Source organism: Gynuella sp. (assembly GCF_050297175.1).
Classification (GTDB): Bacteria; Pseudomonadota; Gammaproteobacteria; order Pseudomonadales; family Natronospirillaceae; genus Gynuella.
In genome coordinates this window covers 130,182-152,971 of sequence record NZ_JBNKSF010000027.1, presented here as the reverse complement: position 1 = coordinate 152,971, position 22,790 = coordinate 130,182, and the positions used below count along the sequence as shown (strand labels likewise).

Annotated in this window: 19 protein-coding genes and 1 pseudogene; 15 read left to right on the top strand and 5 right to left on the bottom strand. The window is 47.6% G+C overall.

The features are described 5' to 3' along the window. Nucleotides 1–183: 183 nt before the first annotated feature. Nucleotides 184–2,532: a putative bifunctional diguanylate cyclase/phosphodiesterase gene (locus tag ACQY6I_RS10495; RefSeq protein ID WP_428241440.1), complete on the top strand. Its 2,349-nt coding sequence runs from the start codon at nt 184–186 to the stop codon at nt 2,530–2,532. Nucleotides 2,533–2,816: 284 nt separating this feature from the next. Further along, the gene (gene gloA, locus ACQY6I_RS10490; RefSeq protein WP_428241439.1) at nt 2,817–3,224 is read left to right on the top strand and encodes a lactoylglutathione lyase; all 408 of its coding nucleotides are present in this window, start codon (nt 2,817–2,819) and stop codon (nt 3,222–3,224) included. 59 nt (nt 3,225–3,283) lie between these two features. Here gloA and ACQY6I_RS10485 read toward each other — a convergent pair whose 3' ends face one another. Then, the gene (locus ACQY6I_RS10485; RefSeq protein WP_428241438.1) at nt 3,284–3,538 is read right to left on the bottom strand and encodes a DUF2164 domain-containing protein; all 255 of its coding nucleotides are present in this window, start codon (nt 3,536–3,538) and stop codon (nt 3,284–3,286) included. Between the two features lie 93 nt (nt 3,539–3,631). On the opposite strand from ACQY6I_RS10485, the gene ACQY6I_RS10480 reads away from it, so the two are divergent. Together ACQY6I_RS10480 and ACQY6I_RS10475 are read left to right on the top strand one after the other, a co-directional pair. Beyond that, complete coding sequence (locus ACQY6I_RS10480) at nt 3,632–3,937, top strand: 4a-hydroxytetrahydrobiopterin dehydratase (protein ID WP_428241437.1); 306 nt, start codon at nt 3,632–3,634, stop codon at nt 3,935–3,937. A gap of 2 nt (nt 3,938–3,939) precedes the next feature. Then, on the top strand, nt 3,940–4,371 hold the full coding sequence (locus ACQY6I_RS10475; protein WP_428241436.1) for a GNAT family N-acetyltransferase: 432 nt from the start codon (nt 3,940–3,942) through the stop codon (nt 4,369–4,371). On the opposite strand, the gene ACQY6I_RS10470 is transcribed toward ACQY6I_RS10475, so the two are convergent. Then, a complete protein-coding gene (locus ACQY6I_RS10470) occupies nt 4,368–5,453 on the bottom strand; it encodes an acyltransferase family protein (protein WP_428241435.1) in 1,086 nt (361 codons plus the stop codon). The two genes, ACQY6I_RS10475 and ACQY6I_RS10470, sit on opposite strands and share 4 nt — an antisense overlap. Before the next feature lie 190 nt (nt 5,454–5,643). Here ACQY6I_RS10470 and ACQY6I_RS10465 point away from each other — a divergent pair, with 190 nt between their 5' ends. From ACQY6I_RS10465 to ACQY6I_RS10435, 7 genes and pseudogenes are all read left to right on the top strand, one after another. Beyond that, on the top strand, nt 5,644–6,573 hold the full coding sequence (locus ACQY6I_RS10465) for a VanZ family protein (RefSeq protein ID WP_428241434.1): 930 nt from the start codon (nt 5,644–5,646) through the stop codon (nt 6,571–6,573). 41 nt (nt 6,574–6,614) lie between these two features. Then, nucleotides 6,615–7,013 (top strand): annotated as a pseudogene (locus tag ACQY6I_RS10460) (ATP-dependent zinc protease family protein); the annotation flags it as partial. A gap of 87 nt (nt 7,014–7,100) precedes the next feature. Next, on the top strand, nt 7,101–8,027 hold the full coding sequence (rimK, locus tag ACQY6I_RS10455) for a 30S ribosomal protein S6--L-glutamate ligase (RefSeq protein WP_428241552.1): 927 nt from the start codon (nt 7,101–7,103) through the stop codon (nt 8,025–8,027). After that, on the top strand, nt 8,020–8,205 hold the full coding sequence (locus ACQY6I_RS10450; protein ID WP_428241433.1) for a hypothetical protein: 186 nt from the start codon (nt 8,020–8,022) through the stop codon (nt 8,203–8,205). The genes rimK and ACQY6I_RS10450 overlap by 8 nt, the downstream gene beginning before the upstream one ends. Before the next feature lie 255 nt (nt 8,206–8,460). Further along, on the top strand, nt 8,461–9,276 hold the full coding sequence (locus ACQY6I_RS10445) for a WYL domain-containing protein (protein ID WP_428241432.1): 816 nt from the start codon (nt 8,461–8,463) through the stop codon (nt 9,274–9,276). A 99-nt stretch (nt 9,277–9,375) separates the two neighbouring features. Further along, nucleotides 9,376–10,287, top strand: a complete 912-nt coding sequence (locus ACQY6I_RS10440; RefSeq protein WP_428241431.1) for a recombination-associated protein RdgC — start codon at nt 9,376–9,378, stop codon at nt 10,285–10,287. A gap of 43 nt (nt 10,288–10,330) precedes the next feature. After that, nucleotides 10,331–11,353, top strand: coding sequence for a helix-turn-helix domain-containing protein (locus ACQY6I_RS10435; protein ID WP_428241430.1), 1,023 nt, complete (start codon nt 10,331–10,333; stop codon nt 11,351–11,353). Between the two features lie 69 nt (nt 11,354–11,422). Here the strand turns inward: ACQY6I_RS10435 and ACQY6I_RS10430 are convergent, their stop codons facing one another. Then, nucleotides 11,423–11,965 (bottom strand): hypothetical protein, encoded by a 543-nt coding sequence (locus ACQY6I_RS10430; protein ID WP_428241429.1) that lies wholly within the window; start codon nt 11,963–11,965, stop codon nt 11,423–11,425. A gap of 215 nt (nt 11,966–12,180) precedes the next feature. On the opposite strand from ACQY6I_RS10430, the gene ACQY6I_RS10425 reads away from it, so the two are divergent. Further along, nucleotides 12,181–13,794, top strand: a complete 1,614-nt coding sequence (locus ACQY6I_RS10425; protein ID WP_428241428.1) for a vWA domain-containing protein — start codon at nt 12,181–12,183, stop codon at nt 13,792–13,794. Nucleotides 13,795–13,808: 14 nt separating this feature from the next. Here the strand turns inward: ACQY6I_RS10425 and ACQY6I_RS10420 are convergent, their stop codons facing one another. Beyond that, complete coding sequence (locus ACQY6I_RS10420) at nt 13,809–15,266, bottom strand: ATP-binding protein (protein ID WP_428241427.1); 1,458 nt, start codon at nt 15,264–15,266, stop codon at nt 13,809–13,811. Between the two features lie 75 nt (nt 15,267–15,341). Continuing rightward, nucleotides 15,342–16,070 carry a response regulator gene (locus tag ACQY6I_RS10415; protein ID WP_428241426.1) on the bottom strand — a complete coding sequence of 243 codons (729 nt, stop codon included), beginning with the start codon at nt 16,068–16,070 and terminating at the stop codon, nt 15,342–15,344. A gap of 208 nt (nt 16,071–16,278) precedes the next feature. Here ACQY6I_RS10415 and ACQY6I_RS10410 point away from each other — a divergent pair, with 208 nt between their 5' ends. From ACQY6I_RS10410 to deoC, 3 genes are all read left to right on the top strand, one after another. Further along, nucleotides 16,279–19,152: a class I adenylate cyclase gene (locus tag ACQY6I_RS10410; RefSeq protein WP_428241425.1), complete on the top strand. Its 2,874-nt coding sequence runs from the start codon at nt 16,279–16,281 to the stop codon at nt 19,150–19,152. A 201-nt stretch (nt 19,153–19,353) separates the two neighbouring features. After that, entirely contained in the window at nt 19,354–21,516 is a 2,163-nt protein-coding gene (locus ACQY6I_RS10405) for a DUF1631 family protein (RefSeq protein WP_428241424.1), read from the top strand. A gap of 511 nt (nt 21,517–22,027) precedes the next feature. Then, a complete protein-coding gene (deoC, locus tag ACQY6I_RS10400) occupies nt 22,028–22,789 on the top strand; it encodes a deoxyribose-phosphate aldolase (protein WP_428241423.1) in 762 nt (253 codons plus the stop codon). Nucleotide 22,790: the final 1 nt, after the last annotated feature.

Sequence of the window (22,790 nt, the reverse complement as noted above, 5' to 3'; positions counted from 1 at the left end):
GTGGATCTGCCGGCAACGCTTTTTCGACTACACTTAACGATGGTTGACGTGTGTGCGATATGACAAAGTTTCTGACTGGATGGGGATCTGTATTTGGCAGGTTCGATGGTTGAGCTGTCGTTCTGCCTGATATCTCCATAGGCTGACGATGGGCGGGGTGTTGTTTTTGGAATTAAAAAAAACATGAAATTAAGAGTCCGGTTTCTGATCAACCTGAGTACTGTTGCGTTATTGTTGGTTGTGGTGTTTGGTTTTCTGGTCAAGCACATGATTGATGATCGTATCAGCAAGGAGCTTGACGAGAGTCTTCGCAGTTATTTCTCACAAAGCCATGCCATCGTTCAGAACACCATGAACACCATGGCCAATCACCTCAATCTGATTGCCTCTGACGATTTGATTCTGGATTTCTTTGCGCTTCCTGGTGAATACCGTAATCCAGCGTATCAGAACGGTTTGTCGCGGGAACTGCAGCGCTATATCACCTACAACCCAAGTTATCTGTCGGTAGCAGTGTTAATGTTGGATGGCCGGGAAATAATACAGCGTAATCGTAAGGACCATCTGGCCGAGGGTATCGATTCCTATGTACAGGTACTGGTGGATGAGTTTGGTAAGGAAATCCCAACCCAGTTTCATCTGTTTGTTTCCAAGCAATATAACATGAGTGTTTTGTCTGCTTACTATCCCATTTTCATTGGTACACCGGAGGATCTGACTCTCTCAGGTATGGTCAGAATTACGGTTGGAATGGAGTCAATTTTCAATGAACTGCGCTCCCCTCGTCATGAAGCGTTTTTCATTACTGAGCATCAAGCCATTTACGATCCGTTGTCCAGCAATGCCGAACTGTTACGGACAGTGACCGCTATTGATCAGTTGGTGGAGCACCCATTTGAGGTACTGACAGGGCTCATGAGTGGCGGCATCGAACTGGTGGTGATGACATCCCGGGCCGCATGGTTGGTAGAAGGATGGGAAGTATCGATTCGCTCCACCTCGCTGGTTGTGTTGGCCACCGCTGCACTGATGCTGCTGTTTTTTGTGCTCCTGAGTCGACAGGTTCTTACCCCGATCGAGAAATTCAGTCGAGTGTTACTGAAAGCTGATCCCATTGTTGAAGTGCCGGATTTTTTACCGGATCGGAGCGATGAAATTGGGCTGATGCAAAGCCGCTTTCAGGAACTTATGCGGCGTTTGAACCGTTCTTCAAGAGTGCTGGAGCAACAGGCCTATACTGATAGTCTGACCGGGTTGCCTAATCGTGCGGCGCTATACAAATTGTTGGAATATCATCTAAACCGACCGCATGAGGCATCTTTTGCAGTAATGTTTCTTGATCTCGATGGTTTTAAAAAGATCAACGATTTCTATGGTCACAAATTTGGCGACATGTTTCTGCGCCGGGTTACGGAACGTTTGCGTGGGTTGATTGCTCCTGATCAGCAGTTCAATGTTCGTGATCTGTCGCTGCAGGAAAATTATTTGTTCCGGCTTGGAGGCGATGAGTTCACTGTGATTCTCAGTGATGCCCAGCAGGTTGCCATCGTGGCAGACAAAATCATCAAAAGTTTTCAGAATGGTTTCAGTGTTAATGATCAATTGGTGTACGCCGGTACCAGTGTCGGCATTGCCATATGCCCTCAACATTCCATTGAAACCTCCCGACTGCTTCAACAGGCTGATCTGGCCATGTATTCCGCTAAACGTCAGGGCAAGATGCGGTACCAGTTGTTTAATGATGAACTCGAGGAGATTGAATCGCGGCGGTTATATGTGGAGTATCGTGTGCGGCAGGCGATTGATCAGAAATTATTTCATGCACAATTTCAGGCTAAGGTGGATACTGACACCCAAGAAATTATCGGTTTCGAGGCACTGGCGAGACTGACCGACGATGAGGGGGTGGCTATTCCGCCGAATGATTTCATCACCATTGCTCAGGAGCAGGGAGTGCTGGATCTGGTGACTTTTTCAGTACTGGAACAATCCTGTCAGTTGTTACAGCAATTAGAGCAGTCCAATCTGGTTGCCGCGATTAATATTTGTCCTCACCAGCTTAATGACATCCGATTTCTTTCGGCGATGCGCTATATTCTGTGGCGCTATCAGGTACTGCCACATCAGATTGAACTCGAGCTGACGGAAGATCAGATCATTGAAAACAGTGGTGAAATTGCCCGCAATCTGAATCTGGTCCGGGGGTTCGGATTTAGAACCGCACTGGATGATTTTGGTGTGGGTTATTCGTCTATGGGGCACCTTAAACGGTTCCGTTTCAATACTCTCAAACTCGACCGGATTTTTGTCAGTGAAGAGGATTTTAACAGTGATACCGCCCGCGCCATTATCAATGCCATTCGAATGATTGCCAGCATACTGGATATGGAAATTGTCGCTGAAGGTGTTGAAAACGGGATGCAGCTGGAGTTTCTACGACGAGCGGGTATTCCCAGTGCTCAGGGTTATTATATTTCCCCGCCGTTGGATCAGGAACCATTTGTGGAGTTCTTTAAGGCTGGGCTTAACTAATTCTGCTGCCATTTGCTGAAACAAATTTGTCATCATTAAACGGCATTTACGAATGGAAAAGAAGCCATGAAGACCCGCCGTAAATATATGCCTATAGATTCGAATGCAGTCTCCACGCTGCAAGCGCCCTGAAAACAAGTTGGTACTCGTTCCCAATACCTCATTATTGAAGTTATCGTTGTATGGCTTATGTCCGTTTTGAAATTGTATGGTAGCGGAGAGGTGCATATTCGCGGTTATTCAGGTATAACGCTTTGTCAGAGTGCAACGAGAGGAGTTTGGTTATGCGGTTACTACATACTATGATTCGAGTGGGCAATCTGCAGCGTTCGATCGATTTTTATACCAATGTGCTGGGCATGAAACTGTTGCGTCAGTCCGACAATGAGGCGTACAAGTATTCTCTGGCGTTTCTGGGATATGGCGAGGAGTCTGACACGACGGTTATCGAGCTGACCTATAACTGGGGCGTCGAAAGCTATGACATGGGGAACGCTTTTGGCCATCTGGCCATTGAAGTGAACGATGTCTATAGTGCTTGCGATCAGATCAAGGCTGCTGGTGGCCAGGTCACCCGTGAGCCGGGCCCGGTCAAAGGTGGCACTACCGAGATTGCTTTTGTACGTGACCCCGATGGATATGCCATCGAGCTGATCGCTGCCAAAGGTGCCGGTAAAGGCCTGGAAGGTTAAATGCCAGCATGCCAGGCCAGGCTGCCAAGGGCAGTTATGGCCTGGCTCATAGATATGGATTAGCGGCGGAAGGGCGTCGGCTTTTCGAGTTCATAAATAGCCTCATTGATGCTTTCCAGCCGTTGTTCCAGAATGGCCTGTGCATCATATAGACCGCGATTATAAAAAAACGCGCCGATTTCCTCGGAAAAAAAATCCAGTAAAAACTCCGCTTCAAACTGGCCAATATCCTGTTCCAGTTCATCCCGAAAATATAGTTTGATTTTGTTGACGATGATGGCTTTTTCTTCATTGGAGAATTCGATCATTGACATGTCAGCGGCTCCTGTCCTCAATAAAGGCTACTGTATCATTGCTGATGACGTCATAGAATGTAACAACTACGTAAAACAGGAGGAGGTTCCGTTATGACCATCCAGCCCGTTTCGGACCAACATTTGCAAGCATTTTTAAATACTCACCCCCACTGGACTGTGCAGAATCGAAAACTGCATTGTCAGTGGGTATTTGAAAACTTTGTCCAGGCATTTGCATTTATGACCGCCGTGGCGCTGACGGCCGAAGCAGCTAATCATCATCCTGACTGGTCCAATCAATACAAGCGGGTCACTATCGACCTGACCACTCATGAAGCTGGAGGCATCAGTCCGCGGGATTTTGAACTGGCAGAGCAGATTGATCATATTGCTGATCGCTTTCAGCAGGAGAAATAACCATGTTCCGTGTGGAAAGTTGTCCTCCGAATCACCCAGAGTTGCGGATATTGATGGATGAGTTGTCACAGACATTGCAACGATTGACCGGAGATGATGGTCGAGGTTCATTTGTGGCCGAAGATCTGGCGCAACAAGGGTATTTGCTAAAAACTCAAGAGCAGGCTGTAGGGTGCTGCGTGGTGCGCCCCCATGCGCCAGGGATAGCCGAGTTAAAACGTATGTATTCCAGGATTTCCGGCGGTGGCCGGGCGTTACTGGTATCAGTTGAACAGGCAGCTCTTCAGGATGGTTATCAGAAGTTGATACTGGCCACCCGACAGGTCAATCACAAAGCAATCAGTTTTTATCACAAGATGGGTTATCGTCATTGTGAACCCTATGGTAAATACCGGAGCAGTAATGTTTCTGTATGTATGGAAAAAATACTCTAAACACCGATCAATATCCTCGAACGGCGGCCTAGCAACAAGCGAACAATTTTGCTGATAGCAATGCTCAACGCAATGCTGGCTGTCAGTACCAGTAATCCGCTTAAGGCCAGTGTCAACCAATCCTGATGCTGAGACATCAGTTTGGCAAGTCCTCTGGCAACAAGGTAGGTGAATGCCAGATGCAGAAAATATATGGCGAATGCGTATGTCCCCAGCAGGTTCAGAAATCCTGGTAATACGGCTTCGTGTTTGGAAAAGTAATGCAGAATCAGGCAGATCAGTGCCGTCTTTTGCAGATAGACAAGAGTCTGATCCCAGGCAGTCAGGTTATTGGACTCATAATGCTGCAGAACCAGCAGTGTCAATGCCAGCGAGCCGGCAATTGCGATGCACCATAACCAGGCACGATAACGACTGATGACTGCCAGTGTTTGGTTGTAATCCTTCCCGACCCACATGCCAAATATGTAAGCGCCGGAAAAATAAATCAGCGTCTGCAGGCTTAAAAATGCAGGGATAGTGGTTCTGGAGATGATCAAAGGTGCCACGATAAGGGCAAAAATGATCCATTTGCAACGAGGCTGATGTAGTAGGTATTGAAATAGTGGGGTTAATAAAAAAATAACAAGCAGTACTGGAATATACCAGAAATGCGGTAAAACCCGGCCAAAAAAAAGGCCATCAAGAAGAGCAGGAATAAATTCTGTAGGTCGCCCTTTGTCTGCTGCGCTTTGCAGATACCAGCTCCAGAATGTGGTAAGAAAAAATAAACTTAAGACGAAATAAGGCGCCATGACATTCATGAGTTTGTTTTTGAAAAATGATTTCCAGCCTTTGTTTTTTAAGACTTTGCTGAACAACAAACCTGAAATAAAAGCAAAGTAGAGTGTGGAACCATGAAATGCCATTTTGGTTGTGGCGTAGAGTAGATTCATATGTTTGAGGATATCTGATCCCCAGATCAGATACATCAGCGTGGACCAGGAATGTGCCCCGACGACGTTAATGATGGCAAAGCCTCTGAAGGCATGAATATGAGAAAGAAAACTACCCGTATTGGGGGAAGGAGTATTGGTCATCATTGTTTGTTCCGGACAGAAAAGTCCGGATGCAAGCCATTCGGACAAGTGAATCAAAGTTCCGAATTCATTACCTGGATACGTTTAGTTGGCATTCTATGTAAGAATAGGTGGTAGCTAACTCCTTCTTTCTAACTATTCAGGGATTGAGTGGGTCACTTATCTGTTTCATGTTTGTATCTGATGGTTATTCATGCGCTTTATTGATGTTCCTCTGCGTTATCGTATTTTGGTGCTGCTGTTGATCCTGGCGCTGTGTCCGTTTTTCTTCATCGGTGGCATTTACAGTTTGCCTTATCCTTTGTTGAAGATGTTGCGTGACGGTGGTCATTTTGTTTTTTTTGGCCTGCTGACATTTTTTGTTTTGACCACCATTAAGCCGGTCCGGCGACTCAAGCCTATGTCGTTGTTGTTGTGGATGAGTCTTGTGGCCCTGGTGATCGGTGGCGGGATTGAATGGCTTCAGGGAGGGTTTGGACGTGATTCTGATCTGGGGGATGTCCGGCGTGATCTCATGGGGGTATGGTTAGTCCTCTTTCTCCTTTGTCGCTTTGAACATCCGTTGCGGCGCTGGGTATTCGGTATTCCATTGCTGCTGGCGTTGCTTTATGAAGTGGTACCGGCCTGGCAGGTCTGGGAGGAAGAACAGCGGATCCAGCACAGTTTGCCGGTTCTCGTTGCGGTGGAGCATGACGCCGATCTGGATCAGATGTACGGTATCCGGCAGCTGACCCGTGAACAAGCCTATCGGGGAGATTACAGTGCCAGGGTACATTTCGATGCGGATCTGCATAAGGGGTTAATGGTTTATCGGTTTGCGCACGATTGGCGGGGATACCAGCACTTTGTTTTTCATGCCTATAATCCAGCAGCCACTCAATTTCGCTTGTATGTGGCAATCTCTGACCTGGATAATATCCGCTATCATCGTGACCTCACAGATCGTTATGAACGTTCAGTGATACTTGATCCGGGATGGAATACGGTGACGATAGATCTGGAGTCCATTGAACAGGCTCCACATACGCGGTCTATGGATATGGCCAACATCACTCGGATAAATCTGTTTATCTGGCAACAACCGCCGGGTGATCTTTTTATTGATGATATGCGACTGGAATAATATTGCCGTCGCTGATGACTATTTATGTTTGGAGCCTGTAAATGCCTGAGAATAAATTAATTGTAGGCAGTGAAGAGTGGTGTTGTTTTTCCAGTTTGGGCATCCCTGCAATTAAGGCGCGGGTGGATTCCGGAGCAAAGACCTCGTCCATCCACGCATTCAATATTACTTCGTTTAAGCGTGCCGGTACCACCTGGGTCAGCTTTGAAGTACACCCGCTCCAGAAAGACCGTCGCACAGTGGTGCGTTGTGAAGCGCCTGTCATGGACCGTCGGGTGGTCAAGTCCTCCAGTGGCGACAGCGAGCGCCGTTATGTGATTAAAACCCTGTTGTCGATCGGTGGTAACGAATGGGAGATCGAGTTGACTCTGGCCAATCGGGATTCCATGGGTTATCGCATGCTGTTGGGGCGTGAAGCCATGAATGGCCGTATGCTGGTGGATCCGGAGGCCAGGCTCAATTTGGGGAATTTTACTGAAGCCGATTTGATTGGTTATTACGGCACTCCTGAGTCCAATCAGAGTGGCCTGAAAATAGCTTTGTTGGCCAGTAACCCGGACCTTTACAGCAACCAACGACTGATCGAAGCCGGCGAAGAGCGCGGTCATGACATGACGTTTCTGAATATGCGCTACTGTTATATGCGCATCGATGCCACCAATCCTGAAGTGCATTATCGTGGTGGTACTAACATCAGTGAGTTTGATGCAGTGCTGACTCGTATCAAACCGAGTATGACGTTTTATGGCTGCGCTCTGACCCGCCAGTTTGAGAGTATGAATATTGCAACCATCAATAGCTCCACTGCGATTGCCCAGTCACGGGATAAACTTTATTCCCTGCAACTGCTGTTGAAAAGTGGCATCGATATTCCGACCACCGGGTTTGCCAATTCACCTATGGATACCAGTGATCTCATCGATATGGTGGGGGGTGCTCCATTAGTGGTCAAATTGTTGGAAGGGGCTCAGGGGCGTGGTGTCTTTTTAGCGGAAACCCGTAAGGCTGGAGAGAGTGTCATAAATGCCTTTAAGTCTTTGCATGCAAACTTGTTGGTTCAGGAGTTTGTCAAAGAGGCGGAGGGTAAGGATCTACGTTGTTTCGTGATTGACGGTAAAGTTGTGGCATCGATTGAACGTAAGGCAGCACCCGGAGAATTTCGTGCGAATTTACATCAGGGTGGTAGCGCTTCTGTTGCCAAAATCACGCCTGAGGAAAAACGCTTGGCAATCAAAGCTGCGAAAACATTGGGACTGTCAGTTGCCGGGGTCGATATAATCCGCTCATCCAAGGGGCCGTTATTACTGGAAGTCAATTCCTCTCCCGGACTGGAGGGGGTTGAGTCTGCCACCGGTAAGGATATTGCCGGTATGATTATCACCTCAGTTGAGAAAAGACTTGGCTGGCGACGTGAATTGGGTCGTAATCCTGAAGTTGATGGTGCTCATGAGTAATGTAATTGCCTTTAAAAAGCCATCATTGAAGCAAAAAGCACAGGGTAAAACCTTGTGCAAAAACGGTTTTCACAAATGGGAAATCTGGCAGAAAAAACAGTTTGATGTCAAAAGTGGCAAACTTGTCACTGTGATGCAATGTAAGCGTTGCGGCATAAAAGAAACCCGGCTGACCTGATGGGGTGTTTGAGTTTCCGTTGTGCATCCTGTAAAACAGACAGTCTGGAATATTTGTTTTTTGTTATGATGGAAATAATTTTGATTGTAGTTTGGTTGTTGTGTTAATAAATGAGTGAAGGCATGTGTCACTGTCCGAATGCTACAAGCGTCATAAATGCCGTACTAATGGATGAAGGTCTCGGTATTGCTGTCCAACAGACAATTGATTATTTTCGCTTCCATGGACGTTTCTATTTGTTAAAAGGATGTCTCTATGAATTATGCCAGATTTTGGTTCATCGAATTACTGGCCTATTGGGAAGGGAAAGTAAATACTCTTCCAATTCAGCACCAATTTGGCCTTAGCCGTCAGACCAGTAGTAATCTGCTTAAACAATATCGTATCGAAAACCCTGAAAACCTGGAATACGATACGCACGATAAGGCCTATGTCGCCACGCCGGATTTCAAACCACAATATATCGATCAATCTGTCGATGAGTATTTTGACTGGTTAACCAACCGGACTTTTCCGAGCCATCCTGAAACACCATTCGGCATTACCCAGTTAAAACCACCACGGCGTTATGTATCGCCACTGATTACTCGCAAACTGATACCAGCAATGCGTGAAAAACAGCGATTGGAAATTGATTATCTCTCCATTAGCAGTAATGATCCGGAGGGCAGGATCATTTCGCCTCATAGTCTGGTGAAAACCGCAACCCGCTGGCATGTGCGGGCGTGGTGTGAGAAAAGACAGCGTTTTCTCGATTTTGTCTTGAGTCGTTTTAAAGGTGAACCACAGGTTGAAGGTCCAGCGGTATATGGTGAAGCACATGATGAAGACTGGAATGCCTGGGTGGATATTATCGTTGCGCCGGATTCCCGATTAAGCGCCGGGCAAAAACAGGTGGTTGAGAGTGACTACGGTATGCAGAATGGTTGCTTGACCCTGACTGTCCGGGCGGCATTGGTGAAATACACCATTGATGATCTGCAAATCAAAACCAAGATGATCGAACTTCGTCCGGAAGCCCAGCAGCTTATCTGTCTCAATTTTGATGATATTCAGCGCTGGCTCTACTGACACCAGTAACGATACTGACAATGTTAGTCGTGTGGCGGTTGATATTTTGATGACCGCTGCTAACCTTGCCGGCCTCTCTGTTTTTGTTAGGCGTAGTTCATGCTTTGGTTTAAAAATGCTCAGGTATATACCTTGTCAGACTCCTTTGAATTCGATGAAACAACGGCGGAGGAGCAGCTGCAGCAATATTTGTTCGGGCCCTGTCAGAAACAGCAGACAGTCAGTCTCGGCTGGGTTCCAGCGATTCCGGATACTGATGCTCTGATCCACCGCAGCGGCAATAACTATCTGCTGTGCGTGAAACGACAGGAGCGGTTGTTGCCAGGCGCTGTTGTGAATGAGGTTCTGGCTGAGAAGGTTGAAGCCATTCAGTTGAATGAAGACCGCCGTGTGGGCTCCAAAGAACGTCAGACGCTCAAAGATGAAGTCATTTTTGAGCTGCTGCCACAGGCGTTCCTGCGCAGTACCCTGAACTATGTGTTTCTGAACCCGGTGAAGAAACTGCTGATCGTGAATGTGGCATCGGATAAACGGTCCGATGAAGTGACAGCATTCATGCGTGATTCTTTAGGTTCTTTGCCGGTGAAAATGCTGTCGTCTGATTGTCAGCCGGCCCCGGTTCTGACCAGTTGGCTGGAAAATCCGGAAAGTGCGCCTGAACAGGTGTTACTGCTGCCTGACCTGGAATTGAGTTACAGCCATAATCCGGATATCAAGGTTCGTCTGAAAAATCTTGAACTGGAATCCGATGAGTTGCAGATGCATTTGTCAGAAGGAGCCCTGGTACAGCAGATTGCCTTGTCTTGGCAGGAGCGCATCGATTGTGTAATCAACCATAAGGTGCAGATCAAACGATTGCGCTTTGCTGATTTATTGACTGAACAGGCTTTGAATGATGCTGGAGATGATAAAGCCAGCCAGTTTGATGCCTCGTTTACCATCATGGCGGAGATGCTGGTACAACTGGTTGAAGATATCAGACACTGGTTTCAGACCCGTCAGCCATCCTGAGTCGCATTGATCATTCACTGCGTTTTCCTGGGAGCCTGAGAATTTGTCTATACCTGTTAGCTGGCTGGTAACGGCACTGATGGTCATTGCTGCGGTTGCTCTGGCGCAGAGCCCGCGGGTACCAGTCACCGCACGCGTTTGTTTGTGTGGCTTTTTAGTGGCACTGGCGATATCTGGTGTCTTGCTGGGAATGCGTTTGTCTCTGGGGATAGACGGGGTTGCTCATTTTCAGCCGTTGGTGGCAGTGGTGATCCCCGTGTTCGCCTATCTTGGTTTCTTCAGTCTGACCCGCGAAAACGCGGCACTTCCAACGGCGATGATTATTCGGACGGTCTTTTTGGTCGTAATTGCCCATTTGGCCATACTGATCTGGTGGCCGATTTCGGTGGACCTGATAGTGGTTTCAGTGACGATCTTTTATGTGTCTCGCATGGCCTTGCTATTGCGGCTACAGGATGACGACTTCGTGCACGTTCCGCCTCATGCGTTGAAACTGTTACGAACTGCGTTGATTATTACTCTGACGCTACTGAGTCTGATGATCATGACTGACGGGCTGGTGATGGTCGTCGGTATGGTTGCGGATAATGGCCTGGTGTTGCGATTATTGAGTGGTATTTCCGGGCTGTCAGTAGCATTCGTGTTCGTAACGATGCTGATTGGTTTGCCGATGGCATTACGGGGAGCGGTCGGTCGTCATAGTGAAGCGGTTACCGGGAGTCCGGAGACGGTGACGGCTGCAGATCATGAACTGTTGACCAGACTGGATGCGCTGATGTTGGGGCAACAGCTATATCGCGATAACAATCTGACCGTGGCCCGGTTGGGTCGACGTCTGGGGGTGCCTGCGCGCGAGGTGACCCATGCTACCAACCGTGTTGCCGGCAGTAACTTTTCCCGCTTTGTAAATGGGTACCGGATCCGGCATGCTCAGCAACTGTTACGAGAAACAGATCTTCCTGTCACTGAAATCATGCTGGAATCCGGCTTTTCCAGTAAATCGAGTTTTAACACCGAATTTCGTCGTTTAACTGGCCAGACCCCGTCTCAGTATCGCAAAACATAACGTATGCATGCATCGCTGCGGATTTCTGTTCCAGGTTAAGTCGCAGTCACGGCAATATCAGATGCCGGTTCAGGTGTTAACTGTGCAGTCAACACGTTGGTGCCGAGCGCCCAAGATTTCGGCCATGAATGAGAGTCCGGGGTTTAATACGAATCCCTGAGACATGGCCAGACCCGAGAGAACAACAATGTCAGCAGATGAGTCTGTGCCGATGCGGTACTGGTCACTGACGATATCTTTGTCGTCTGCCAGTATTTCTGCAGCTTGGGCACTACGGATTTCGAGTAACACCGGTTTGGCCTGATGAGTGCCAATGCCTCTGCCACCAAAATCGCCGGCGGCAAAACGGATGGGTATTTTCAGACATTTTTCATGCTGACTGTCTTTCAGTATGACGTCCCCTGTGCCGGCCATTCCTCTCAGTTGTAATAACGTGGCTTCACGTGGATGCCGGATGATTGCAATACCCTGTGCTCCGTCAGGAATGACATAACCGGACTCTGTTTGCAGTAACAGGGAAGGTTGTTGTTTGTATGACTCACAAGCCGTCATCATAAAGCTGATCAGTGCCAGCCCTACCAGACGGATAGCTGTTAATTGTTTTGTTAACATAATAATTCCTTGATCAATTGGAAGGAGTAATCACAGTCTGGCTGTGTCAGGAGGCACTTTATGAAGGTGTGGCTGCTGAAGCGCCCGGAATCCAGTATTCGAACGTTCGGAATCATGATTTAGAACGTTATGGCTGATTTTCAGGATGCTTATTCAGTCGCTATTCACCTCAAAAGCTTATGTTCGAATCTCTATCTTAGAAACGGACAGTCTTCATGCTTCAAAAACAAAAACTACCAATGTTCGCGCTATGTTTTCTGTGCTCGGGAATGGTGCTGCTGGGCGGTTGTGCCTCCAAACAAGAATCTGATGCCTCTCTACAAGAGGAAGGCGCAAATCTTCAAAAGATGGACGCAAAGATGGCCTATACGATGGCCGCACCCGAGATGGTAGATATGATCGGCATGCCGATGCCGGAAAGTTCTGACTCCTTTACCCATGCCGATATCAATCCAGTCAAACTGGTCAGTGCTGAACCGGTGTCGACGTTTTCAGCTGATGTTGATACAGCTTCCTACAGTTATATTCGTCGCTCTCTCAATAATGGTCGATTGCCTGACAAGGATTCGGTACGGCTTGAAGAGATGGTGAATTATTTTGATTATCAGTACCCATTGCCCAAACATCCTAATAAGCCTTTCAGTGTCAGTACCTATGTACAGGATTCCCCCTGGGCCGAAGGTCGCCAGTTGATTCATATTGGCGTGCAGGGTTATGAACTCCCAGAAACCGCTAAACCTCATGCCAATCTGGTGTTTCTGCTGGATGTCAGCGGCTCCATGAATGAGCCTGATAAGCTACCGTTGTTGAAAAAATCCATGCAGCTATTGCTAAGTCAGCTACAGGATGATGATACCGTGGCCATCGTCGTATATGCCGGTGCCGCCGGAGTTGTGTTGCCGCCCACGTCGGCAGACCAGAAAGTCGCTATTAACCAGGCTCTTAAAAACCTGAGTGCAGGTGGCAGTACTGCCGGGGCTGAAGGTATTGAACTGGCCTATCAATTGGCTGAAGAGCATTTCGATAAGGACGGTGTGAACCGTATTATTCTGGCGACTGACGGCGACTTTAACGTAGGCCTTCAGAGTACCCAGGCGCTTAAGAGTTATATTGAGCGTAAACGTGATCGTGGCATCTACCTTTCTATTTTGGGTTTTGGTCGCGGTAACTACCGCGATGACCTAATGCAGACACTGGCGCAAAATGGTAATGGCATTGCGGCCTATATCGATACCTTGAGTGAGGCTCGTAAAGTGTTGGTGCAGGAGGCCAGTTCCACCCTGTTTCCCATCGCCACTGATTTGAAGCTGCAAATTGAATTCAATCCGGCGCAGGTGCGTGAATACCGGCTGCTCGGTTATGAGACCCGCATGCTGAACCGTGAAGATTTCAATAATGACAAAGTGGATGCCGGCGACATCGGTTCAGGTCATAGTGTGACCGCTATTTACGAAATCACACCAGTCGGCTCCAAAGCGGCTATGCTGGATGATCTGCGTTATACCCCTTCGGCACCAATAAGCAGTGACTCAGGCAGTGATGAGCTGGCGTTTATCAAGCTGCGTTATAAGCTACCAGGTGAAGATCATTCCCGGCTGATTGAAAAAGCGGTCAAAGTGAACAGCAATGACGACATTGCGACCGATGCCAAGTTTGCGGCCAGTGTCGCAGGCTTTGCTCAATTGTTGAAGGATCCCCGCTATCTACAGCAGTGGAACTTTGAGGATGCCATCAAGCTGGCTCTAAAAAACAGAGGTGATGATCCCTACGGTTATCGTAGTGAGTTTGTGCAGTTGATTCGGGCAGCCAGCACAGCCGCCCCGATGTAACCTGAGGGGGTGGCTTATCGATGCGGCAGGAGGACTGTAACGGTTAGTCCTCCTGCCGGATTGTTCTGTAATTCCAGACGGCCGCCATGCGCATGAGCAATGTTACGGGCAATGCTCAAACCCAGCCCAGAACCGCCGGTATTACGACTGCGCGACGTTTCCAACCGGACATACGGCTCGAAGACGGCTTCCAGTTGGTTTTCAGGAATCCCGCTGCCGGAATCAGTGATCACGATACACAGCTGGGTTTCACTGTCTTCCACCGTCACAGTGGCAGTGTTGCCATAAAAAACAGCATTGTGGATCAGGTTTGACAGGCAGCGTTTGATGGCCAGGGATTTTCCCTCGAACAACCGTTCCGTATGGCCGTGTATGTCCATCTCTCCACCGGTCAGTGTCACTTCCTCACGAATATCGTTCAACAGCTCCATCACATCGATGGTTTCCAGAGATTCGTGTACATCTGTGCTGCGGGAGAACTCCAGTGCGCCTTTGACCAGTTCGTCCAGTTCCAGCAAGTCATGGATAATTCTCGCCCGGGCATCATCGTGCTCCAGCATTTCCGCGCGTAATCGTAATCGGGTGATCGGTGTTTTAAGGTCATGGGAGATGGCGGAAAACAATCGTTCGCGGTCCTCGATAAAGCGCATTAATCGCTCCTGCATGGCATTAAACGCCCTTGCTGTTTCCAGAATCTCAGTGGTACCGGAGATCGGAACCTGAACTTTGTGCAACGGATCCTTACCCAGTTGACGGGCTGCCTGGGCCAGCAGGTTCAATGGATTGGTCAGCCAGCGTACCAGCAACCAGGAGATCAGCATCAGAATCGATACCAACAGACTGACAAAAATCACCTGATCCAGTTTCAGCAATACCGATCGTTGCAGAAAATACGGGTCGGGCAGCAAGGCCGCCAGGTAAAGCCATTCGTCATTGCTGAACTCCACTTGAGCTACCAGCAATGGTGGGCGATTGGGCAGAATCAGCGAGTTTTGTACCCAACGTTCCGGCAGTTCATTGAACATGATGTCGTTGTTAAAGACTTTTAGATATTCCGGTCGGGCAAATTCTACCTGGATATTTTTGGCTTTCTGGCCCAGGTTCTGGCGCATGGTATCGGTGTAAACGCGGATGATTCTGTTGGCAATAGCATCGGCTTCAATGGCTTTTATATCGATTAGCTGTTCATTTACTGAGACAAAAAAGCGCGCTCCCCCCATGTTACGGAGCTGGCTTAGAATGACATGACGATAATCCCTTGGCAGAGTGCCAAAAAAAGAAACCGTTGAAGCCATACTGTTGGCCAGTTCTATGGCAGCGCTATCGGCTTCCTGGAGGCGTCGCTGTTCGTAATACCTGACCCAGACAGCATTGGATATCATCAAGGCACTGATGACTCCCAGAAACAGGATCAAAAACAAGCGACTGAACAAGGAGTTGAACAGGTTGGAAAAAAAACGTGTGAGTTTCACAGTGTAAGTGCCTGGCTACCGGTTAGTATTGCTGCTCTGTCGCTGTCAGCCCTGAAGGCCAGCTTTTATAATGACTCAGGACAGTACCTCAACATGGGATGTCAGAATATAACCTGCTCCGCGAACGGTTTTGATCAGTTGTGGTGATTTACCATCATCGCCAAGGCGTTGCCGTAAACGACTGATCTGAACATCGATTGCGCGATCAAAGGGGCTGCTTTCACGGCCGCGGGTCAGGTTGGACAATTCATCGCGGCTCAACACCTGTCCCGCTTTATTCAGAAACAGTTGCAGTAGGTTATAATCTGCGCCGTTCAGCGGGTAGGTCGTACCTTCGAGGTCAATGAGCTCGCGGTTGGCTTCATCCAGAATCCATTGACCAAATTGAATTCTGCGTTTCTGAGTTTTACGCTGGGGATTCTGATCGTCCATTCGTCGTAATACCGCCTTGATTCGTGCCAGTAGCTCACGCGGATTGAATGGTTTTACCATATAATCGTCCGCGCCAAGTTCCAGGCCAATAATGCGGTCAGTTTCGTCGGATCCTGCGGTCAGCATGATGATCGGGATGTTCGACTCTGTGCGAATTTTTTTGCATAGGATGAAGCCGTCGTCGCCAGGCATCATTACATCCAGTACGATCAAATCGTAGTGATGGATGGCCAGTTGATTGAACATCTGTTCGCCATTCAGTGCGGTGTGAACGGTGAATGCGTTTTGTTGAAGATACTGGGTCAGAAGTTCACAAATTTCCTGGTCATCATCAACGACCAGAATGGTTTTATATTTGGGACCGTGAGTCATGTAAGGGCTTTTTCTCTTATTTTTGATCAGTGCCGGCTTATCTGCTGTTCAAAGGGCACCGGGCTAATATTCATGAGTTCCGTCAAGGTGTCAAATTCTCCATGTATTCAGGTTGTTTAACCATAACGCGGATCAATATCAAAGCTGTTGATACCGCCGTTCATTCACTTTTTTCTGTCGGCCAAACAGCAATGCCTATACTGAGATTATGCAAGCATACAATATCGTAAAGAAAATTGCCGATGGTGGTCTGGATTACCCCTCGATGACAGAGCTGGGTAAGCGTTTTCGTGCCGTCAATGAGGGTCGGCTGGAGCGCTTGCGCAGCGGTATGCAAAATACCCAGCAGCAGTTTCTGGAACTGCTGCCAATGTTGTTCCATGTCAATCACCATATGCTGCCTGGCTGGATTGAAGATGATGTTCCCAAGGGGGTGTCCTTTTACTATCCGGATCGTGCAGTGTTGTCATCTCTGGGTCAGATTAGCCGCAGTTACCGTTACAAACAGCCCAATCAGTTGAATAGTGATATTTCCAGTATTTTTCTGATGGGGTCGACCGGAACGATCGGGCAAAGCAGCCAAAGTGATTTGGATATCTGGATATGTCATGTTGCCGGTCTGTCGGCGGAAAAAATATATCTGCTGGAGCAAAAGGCCGAACTGATTTCCGAATGGGCTATGGGTATGAATCTGGAGGTGCATTTCTTTGTCATGGATGCCCATGCCTTCAAGGTTGGCAGTAAAGGCAGGCTGACCTCTGAAAATGCCGGATCCACTCAGCATTATCTTTTACTCGATGAGTTCTATCGTTCCCATATCTTGATTGCAGGTGCCGAGCCGGCCTGGTGGCTGGTGCCGCCTTATGAGGAGCATCTCTACAATCAGCATGTCAGGCATAATATCGACAGTGGGTTTCTGAATTACGGTGCCATTATCGATTTTGGCGGAGTGCCCAGGATTCCTGTGGACGAGTTTGTCGGTGCCGGTATGTGGCATCTGTACAAAGGCATTGATGCGCCCTATAAATCATTGTTGAAACTGATGCTGCTCGAACTTTATGCATTCAGTTTCCCCAAGGCCCAGTGCCTGTGTCTGGATTTCAAACAGGCGGTTTATGATTTCAAGCTGAACCTGGATGAGCTTGACCCTTATGTCATGTTGTACCGGCGGCTGGAACGTTATCTACTGAGTCGTAAACAGACGGTGCGACTTGAGCTGGTCAGACGGGCGTTTTATTTCAAAATCGGTATCTCCCTGTCACGTAAATCCAGGTCACCCAGCTGGCGTCGGATCCTGATTGATCGTCTTGCCATTGAATGGGGATGGACAGCAGAACATATCGCCCATCTCGACAACAAAGAGCAATGGGGAATAGATGATGTTATCCGGGAGCAGAAAGTACTGATTGCTGAATTGACTCACAGTTATCGCTTCCTGACTCAGATTGCCCAAAAGATCAAAGCTGCCAGTAAACTCAGAAAACAGGAAATGTTGATACTTGGCCGTAAGTTATCAGCAGCGTTTGATCGCAAACCCGGCAAGATTGAAATCATCAATTCTACCGTCAGTGCTGATCTGAGTCGGGAAAAACTGACTGTACATCAGTTGCAGAGCGAACATCCTGAGCAATCACTTTGGGGAGCTTACTGTAATCAATTAACCCGGATGGGCAGCCATCCGCCGCAGCCACTAAAACATTCAAGCAGTCTTATTGAAGTCATGATCTGGAGTTATTTTAATGGCTTGCTCGATGCGCATATCAATATACCGGTATTCACGTTGTTGGAAGATGACAGCATCACACTGACAGATTATGAGCTGAAAGAGATCATCAACAGTTTCCGTTATCACTTCCATAAACCGTTGAAAGCTGTTCCGCAGGAAGCCTTCGTTTACAAGTCTTGCCTGGTTAAAACCATTCTTTATGTCAATGTCGCGCGGGACCCCATGGCTCATTTGAGTGCCCGGGGCCTGCAAAAGATCAGTAACCGAACGGATTCATTGGACTTCAGCTCGTTGCGGGAAAACCTGGTGCAGACGCTTGATCTGGTTGTACTCAATAGTTGGAACGAAGTACATGTGTCCCGCTTTGACTTGCATGACGATACGTTGGTTCAGTGCCTGCTTTTTTTATTAAACAGCATCGCAACAAGTGGTTCGAAGCAAATGCCAGAGTTTGAAGCGCTATGTTTCAGCGTGACTCGTCCGGCGGCGATTGCCAATCGCGTGCAGCAGCTTTTTCGCGATGTCATGCGATACTTTTTTCTGGATCACCAGAATGTGCCGGGTCGTTATGTATTTGGTTATGAAGATAAAATCAGCGTGATCAGTTTTGATCGCAATAAATTCACGTCAATACAAGTGGATACCCAGCAGGAATTTATAGAAATGTTAACTCAGGAGCGCCTGGAATTTGCACCGATAAGGCTGGACCGATATGCACTGGCCGAGAATCGCGAGTTGCGCATGATACTGAGCAATAGTTATCTTAGGGGGATTCAGGTGTATTTTCGCCGGTTGTCTGGGCAGCGAGCGAAAATCTATGTGGTGGATGAATATGGCTCACTGTTTTCCTATCAAGTACCGTTTCTAAATGTAAGGACGTTAATTAAGCCGTTATACCGTTTTTTAAGAATCATTGAATATCGAAAAAATACAGATGGGGATTCCGAGGCACCTCTGGTCCAGGAAATATTCTTCTATGAGTATCTGGAAAACACTCAGGACCGGACCGCCAGGCTGATACGGCGCAGAACCGAGTCGGATATTACGGATTCGGATTTTTACAATATCCGGGCATTGGTCAGAAAAGAGCATGACGGTAATATTCATTACACAGTACTGGTGGGAGAGCGGGAGTTTGATTCGTTGACGCTTGGGCAGCAGTTCTATGTAACCGTTGCGAAAGCATTGTCAGAGATGAATCAGCTGCATGAAACACAGGTTTGCTATGTAACCGATCTGGAGCTGGCTGATGAAATCAAAGCCGATCTGCCATTCGGCAGAGCGCAGACGATTCATTATTTTCAGTATAAATATCGACTTGAATCACGGATTAATTCGGTGCTGAAAGGTTTGTAAATTCGTAGTTACAAAGATTAGATTTGTGCCAAAAAAATATCACATGTTTAGGTTTTCGAACGTCATATTTATGCTTTATCAGATTGATTGTTCATTATTGCTAAAAGGCATGACGTGTCTCTCAGTTTGATGATTTATATCCAAAAAAAATACCTATTTGCACTAATATAATGGTATTTCCAATTCCGTAGAGTGTATCCAATGAGTAGTAATGTCGACACCAACATCGTCATGCTGAAAACAGCTCATAAGCTCGATAAGATACCGGAGGCTCGCATCACGCCTGCAGCAAAATTGATTCAGGATTATTTACTGGAGCAAATGCAGCTTTGCCTAAAGGACTTATTTGAGAATGCAGATGATTTGTTGTTTGAGATTGCTGAAAAAGCAGGTTCCGGAAGCGAGCAAGCGCGCTATTTTGATGCAATGCGTGGATTAAGAGTTCGCCGCAAGATTATCGATGCCCAGTTTACGAGCAAAGTTCGTGAACAGGTATCTGATTGCCTGGATAAAGTTTTGAATGATGCCGCAGGTCTGAAAGAACGTACTGTCGAGTTAGGTATCGTTGATAACGATCAAATGGAACGGGCTGTTGCGATTGAATCAATGGCTGCCAAAGCAATCGATGCCTCGGGCGATGCCTGGTTATCTTTTCGTGAACGCTTAAATCAGGTATTGCCGGTTAAATCCTACAGCAAAAGCGAGTGCCCTCTGAGTCCGTATCAATTTGGCGATAGTTTCTTTAGCGCGATCGACTTCGATGACTGGGATATGAAGGTCAAACTGATTCTATTTAAGCTGTATGACCATCATATAGGTAAGCAGTTACCGGAGATGTACTTCGAAGCCAATGAAAAACTGCGCGATCAGGGTATTTTACCGGATCTTGATATCAGTCATTTGCGCAGTCGAGCTCGTCGTCCGGCTATCAACGCCAATTATCTGCAGAATCTGATGGCTGCAAGTCGCGGTGAAGACAGTGCGGATATGGAACACAGTGGCCAGCAGAATGGCTGGCAGAGTAATTCCATGCCGGTTGCAGGTGGGGCTGGCTTTCAGGCGGGCTACCTGATGCCAAACCTGAATCAGCTGCAGCAGAATGTTGTTTCCGCTTCATCAAATATACCTGTGGCAACCGCTGAGCTAAAACAGTGGTCTCAGAGTATCACTCAGCAAGTACTGGAAAGTGCGAAGTCGCCGATTGATTCCGATATCATTAATCTGGTGGCTATGCTGTTCGAGTTTATTCTCGAAGAGCGGGACCTGTTGCCGCAAATGAAGCAGCTCATGGCACGTATGCAGATCCCTATTATTAAGGTGGCATTGCTTGAGCGTTCTTTCTTCGATGACAACCAACATGTTGCGCGTCGATTGCTGAACATTATGACTCGATCAGCGGTTGGCTGGCAGGCTGATGAAAGAATCGATGAAGATCCCATGCTGGCGTATATGGAAGATATTGTGACTCGCCTTACCAAGGAGTTTGACGATGATCTCAGGATTTTTCATGAAGAATTGCAGAAATTTGAAAACTTCCTCGATGAATATCAGCATAAACGGGTAATTTTTGAGGCCCGTTTGACGACTGCAGAAGAGCAGCGTTATGAAGAGGAAAAACAGCGGGACTGGGCTCGTGAGTTTTTGAATGAGATTTTGGATGTGGCAGTGATTCCTGAGGCCATCCAGGAGCTATTATCGATTCATTGGTATAAAGTGCTGCACCACACATATACCCGACATGGCGAGGGTGATCAGTGGCGCAATGCCAAGCGGGTGGTGACAGAACTGGTTTGGAGTCTGCAGCCCGGTGTAACGACTCATTCCCGCGAACGATTTTTTGCGGTTACCCCCAAAATCCTATTGGCGTTGCGGAAAGGTTTGACAGCCTTGAAGCTGGACAGTGGTGACATTTCCCGTTGGATGAGCATGATTGATGATCTGCATCTGCAGGAGATTTCCAAACATGAAACGCCAAAACCGGAAGCGACCAAACAGTTTCAGAAAGTTCAGCACGAGCTGAAGCAGGTGCAGATCAAACCTGCCAGCAGTTTTGAGCCTGAGCCTGAACCTGTGGTGCCGGAGTCTGTCGATTTTATGGCGCGTGCCCGCTCATTGCAGCAGGGGTTGTGGTATGAGTTGTTGCAGATGGATGGTAAATGGTTGCGTTGCCACCTGTTAACCGTTCTTGGTGATGGCGAGCGTTTTATTTTCACCGATAGAACTGGTGAAAAAGTGGCAGACCGTTCACTGTATGGTTTGGCAACCGCAATGGCCAACGGCAAGTTCCGGCAGATTGATGATCAGCCGATCATTGATCGGGCTCTGGACACTGTCATTGATCAGTTGAGCTCACAAGTGGTCTGAGCTGCAGAAGGGGAATACTTCGGGGCCTGAGCCGAAGTTTCCCGCGCTGGAACTCCGTTTGCCGGAGTAGGTGGCGATAACCGCAGCAACTTCTTTTCATCTACAGCATAAATGGTGCTGTTCACGATTTTTCAGTAGTTTGTTCCCCGTCAATTGCTACCCCTGCATAATTCTTATAGTTATCCTTTATCTTGGTTATAGTGGCGTTTATATCAACGTTTGATTGATTAATAGACTAAACTTTTGACCAAGCGGTCAAAAGATGTCGATTTTCTTGTTGCCATCAGTAGAATCACGGTGCCAAACCGTGCTGGATTATTGAGGTTGCGGCAAAATGTTCCGGTTAATGATGAGCAGTAGAAAAGCGTTTTCATGGCGGAAAGTTCTGACAAACTTCTGAAATGCCTGAAACAGATGGTTTTGCGTGGTTTTTCAGAGATGGAAGCACAAATGGGTCAAGCAGATCTGTCTGTGCATCAGTTGAATAGTCAAATTTGAAGGCGAACAAACAATGAGTGATATACAACAGGTAGCGAGAACTGCTATTTCCTTGATGGATTTAACCTCTCTGAATGATAACGATACAGATGACGTCATTGTCCATCTGTGCCGTGCATCCAGAACACCCGCTGGCAATGTTGCGGCAGTTTGCGTGTACCCTGCATTTGTCAAAACAGCACGGCAGGAACTGATGGGTAGTAACGTCAAAATTGCCACAGTCACGAATTTCCCCCATGGTAGTAACAATATTGAAGCTTCAGTCCAAGAGACGCTACAGGCCGTGGCTGATGGCGCGGATGAAATAGATATTGTATTCCCTTATCAAAGCCTGATGGCTGGTGATGCAGGAATAGGTGCCGAACTGGTAAAAGCGCATCGTGAGGCTTGCGCAGATCAAGCAGCGCTCAAAGTGATTATCGAAAGCGGTGTGCTGGAAAAGGCTGAGTTGATCCGTAGAGCCAGTGAAATCAGTATCGAAGCAGGTGCTGACTTTATTAAGACATCGACTGGAAAAGTTAGTGTCAATGCCACTCCGGAAGCCGCCAGAATCATGCTGGAATGTATACGTGCGTCTGGGCGTGATGTCGGGTTCAAGGCAGCTGGAGGTGTCAGAACTGTTGAAGAAGCAAAGATTTATCTAGACAGTGCTGCGGAAATTATGGGAGAAAACTGGATATCTGCCAGACACTTTCGGTTTGGTGCCAGCAGTTTACTGAATAATTTATTGCAGACATTGGGTTTGCAGACAAACAATCAGGGTGGAAGTTACTAGT

Coding starts and splice junctions, on each gene's coding strand:
- ACQY6I_RS10450 (WP_428241433.1), top strand. CDS start 8,020: ATGAGTAATGTAATTGCCTTTAAAAAGCCATCATTGAAGCAAAAAGCA.
- ACQY6I_RS10470 (WP_428241435.1), bottom strand. CDS start 5,453: ATGATGACCAATACTCCTTCCCCCAATACGGGTAGTTTTCTTTCTCAT.
- gloA (WP_428241439.1), top strand. CDS start 2,817: ATGCGGTTACTACATACTATGATTCGAGTGGGCAATCTGCAGCGTTCG.
- ACQY6I_RS10425 (WP_428241428.1), top strand. CDS start 12,181: ATGCTTCAAAAACAAAAACTACCAATGTTCGCGCTATGTTTTCTGTGC.
- ACQY6I_RS10430 (WP_428241429.1), bottom strand. CDS start 11,965: ATGTTAACAAAACAATTAACAGCTATCCGTCTGGTAGGGCTGGCACTG.
- ACQY6I_RS10445 (WP_428241432.1), top strand. CDS start 8,461: ATGAATTATGCCAGATTTTGGTTCATCGAATTACTGGCCTATTGGGAA.
- ACQY6I_RS10465 (WP_428241434.1), top strand. CDS start 5,644: ATGCGCTTTATTGATGTTCCTCTGCGTTATCGTATTTTGGTGCTGCTG.
- ACQY6I_RS10440 (WP_428241431.1), top strand. CDS start 9,376: ATGCTTTGGTTTAAAAATGCTCAGGTATATACCTTGTCAGACTCCTTT.
- ACQY6I_RS10415 (WP_428241426.1), bottom strand. CDS start 16,070: ATGACTCACGGTCCCAAATATAAAACCATTCTGGTCGTTGATGATGAC.
- ACQY6I_RS10410 (WP_428241425.1), top strand. CDS start 16,279: ATGCAAGCATACAATATCGTAAAGAAAATTGCCGATGGTGGTCTGGAT.
- ACQY6I_RS10405 (WP_428241424.1), top strand. CDS start 19,354: ATGAGTAGTAATGTCGACACCAACATCGTCATGCTGAAAACAGCTCAT.
- ACQY6I_RS10495 (WP_428241440.1), top strand. CDS start 184: ATGAAATTAAGAGTCCGGTTTCTGATCAACCTGAGTACTGTTGCGTTA.
- ACQY6I_RS10480 (WP_428241437.1), top strand. CDS start 3,632: ATGACCATCCAGCCCGTTTCGGACCAACATTTGCAAGCATTTTTAAAT.
- deoC (WP_428241423.1), top strand. CDS start 22,028: ATGAGTGATATACAACAGGTAGCGAGAACTGCTATTTCCTTGATGGAT.
- ACQY6I_RS10475 (WP_428241436.1), top strand. CDS start 3,940: ATGTTCCGTGTGGAAAGTTGTCCTCCGAATCACCCAGAGTTGCGGATA.
- ACQY6I_RS10485 (WP_428241438.1), bottom strand. CDS start 3,538: ATGTCAATGATCGAATTCTCCAATGAAGAAAAAGCCATCATCGTCAAC.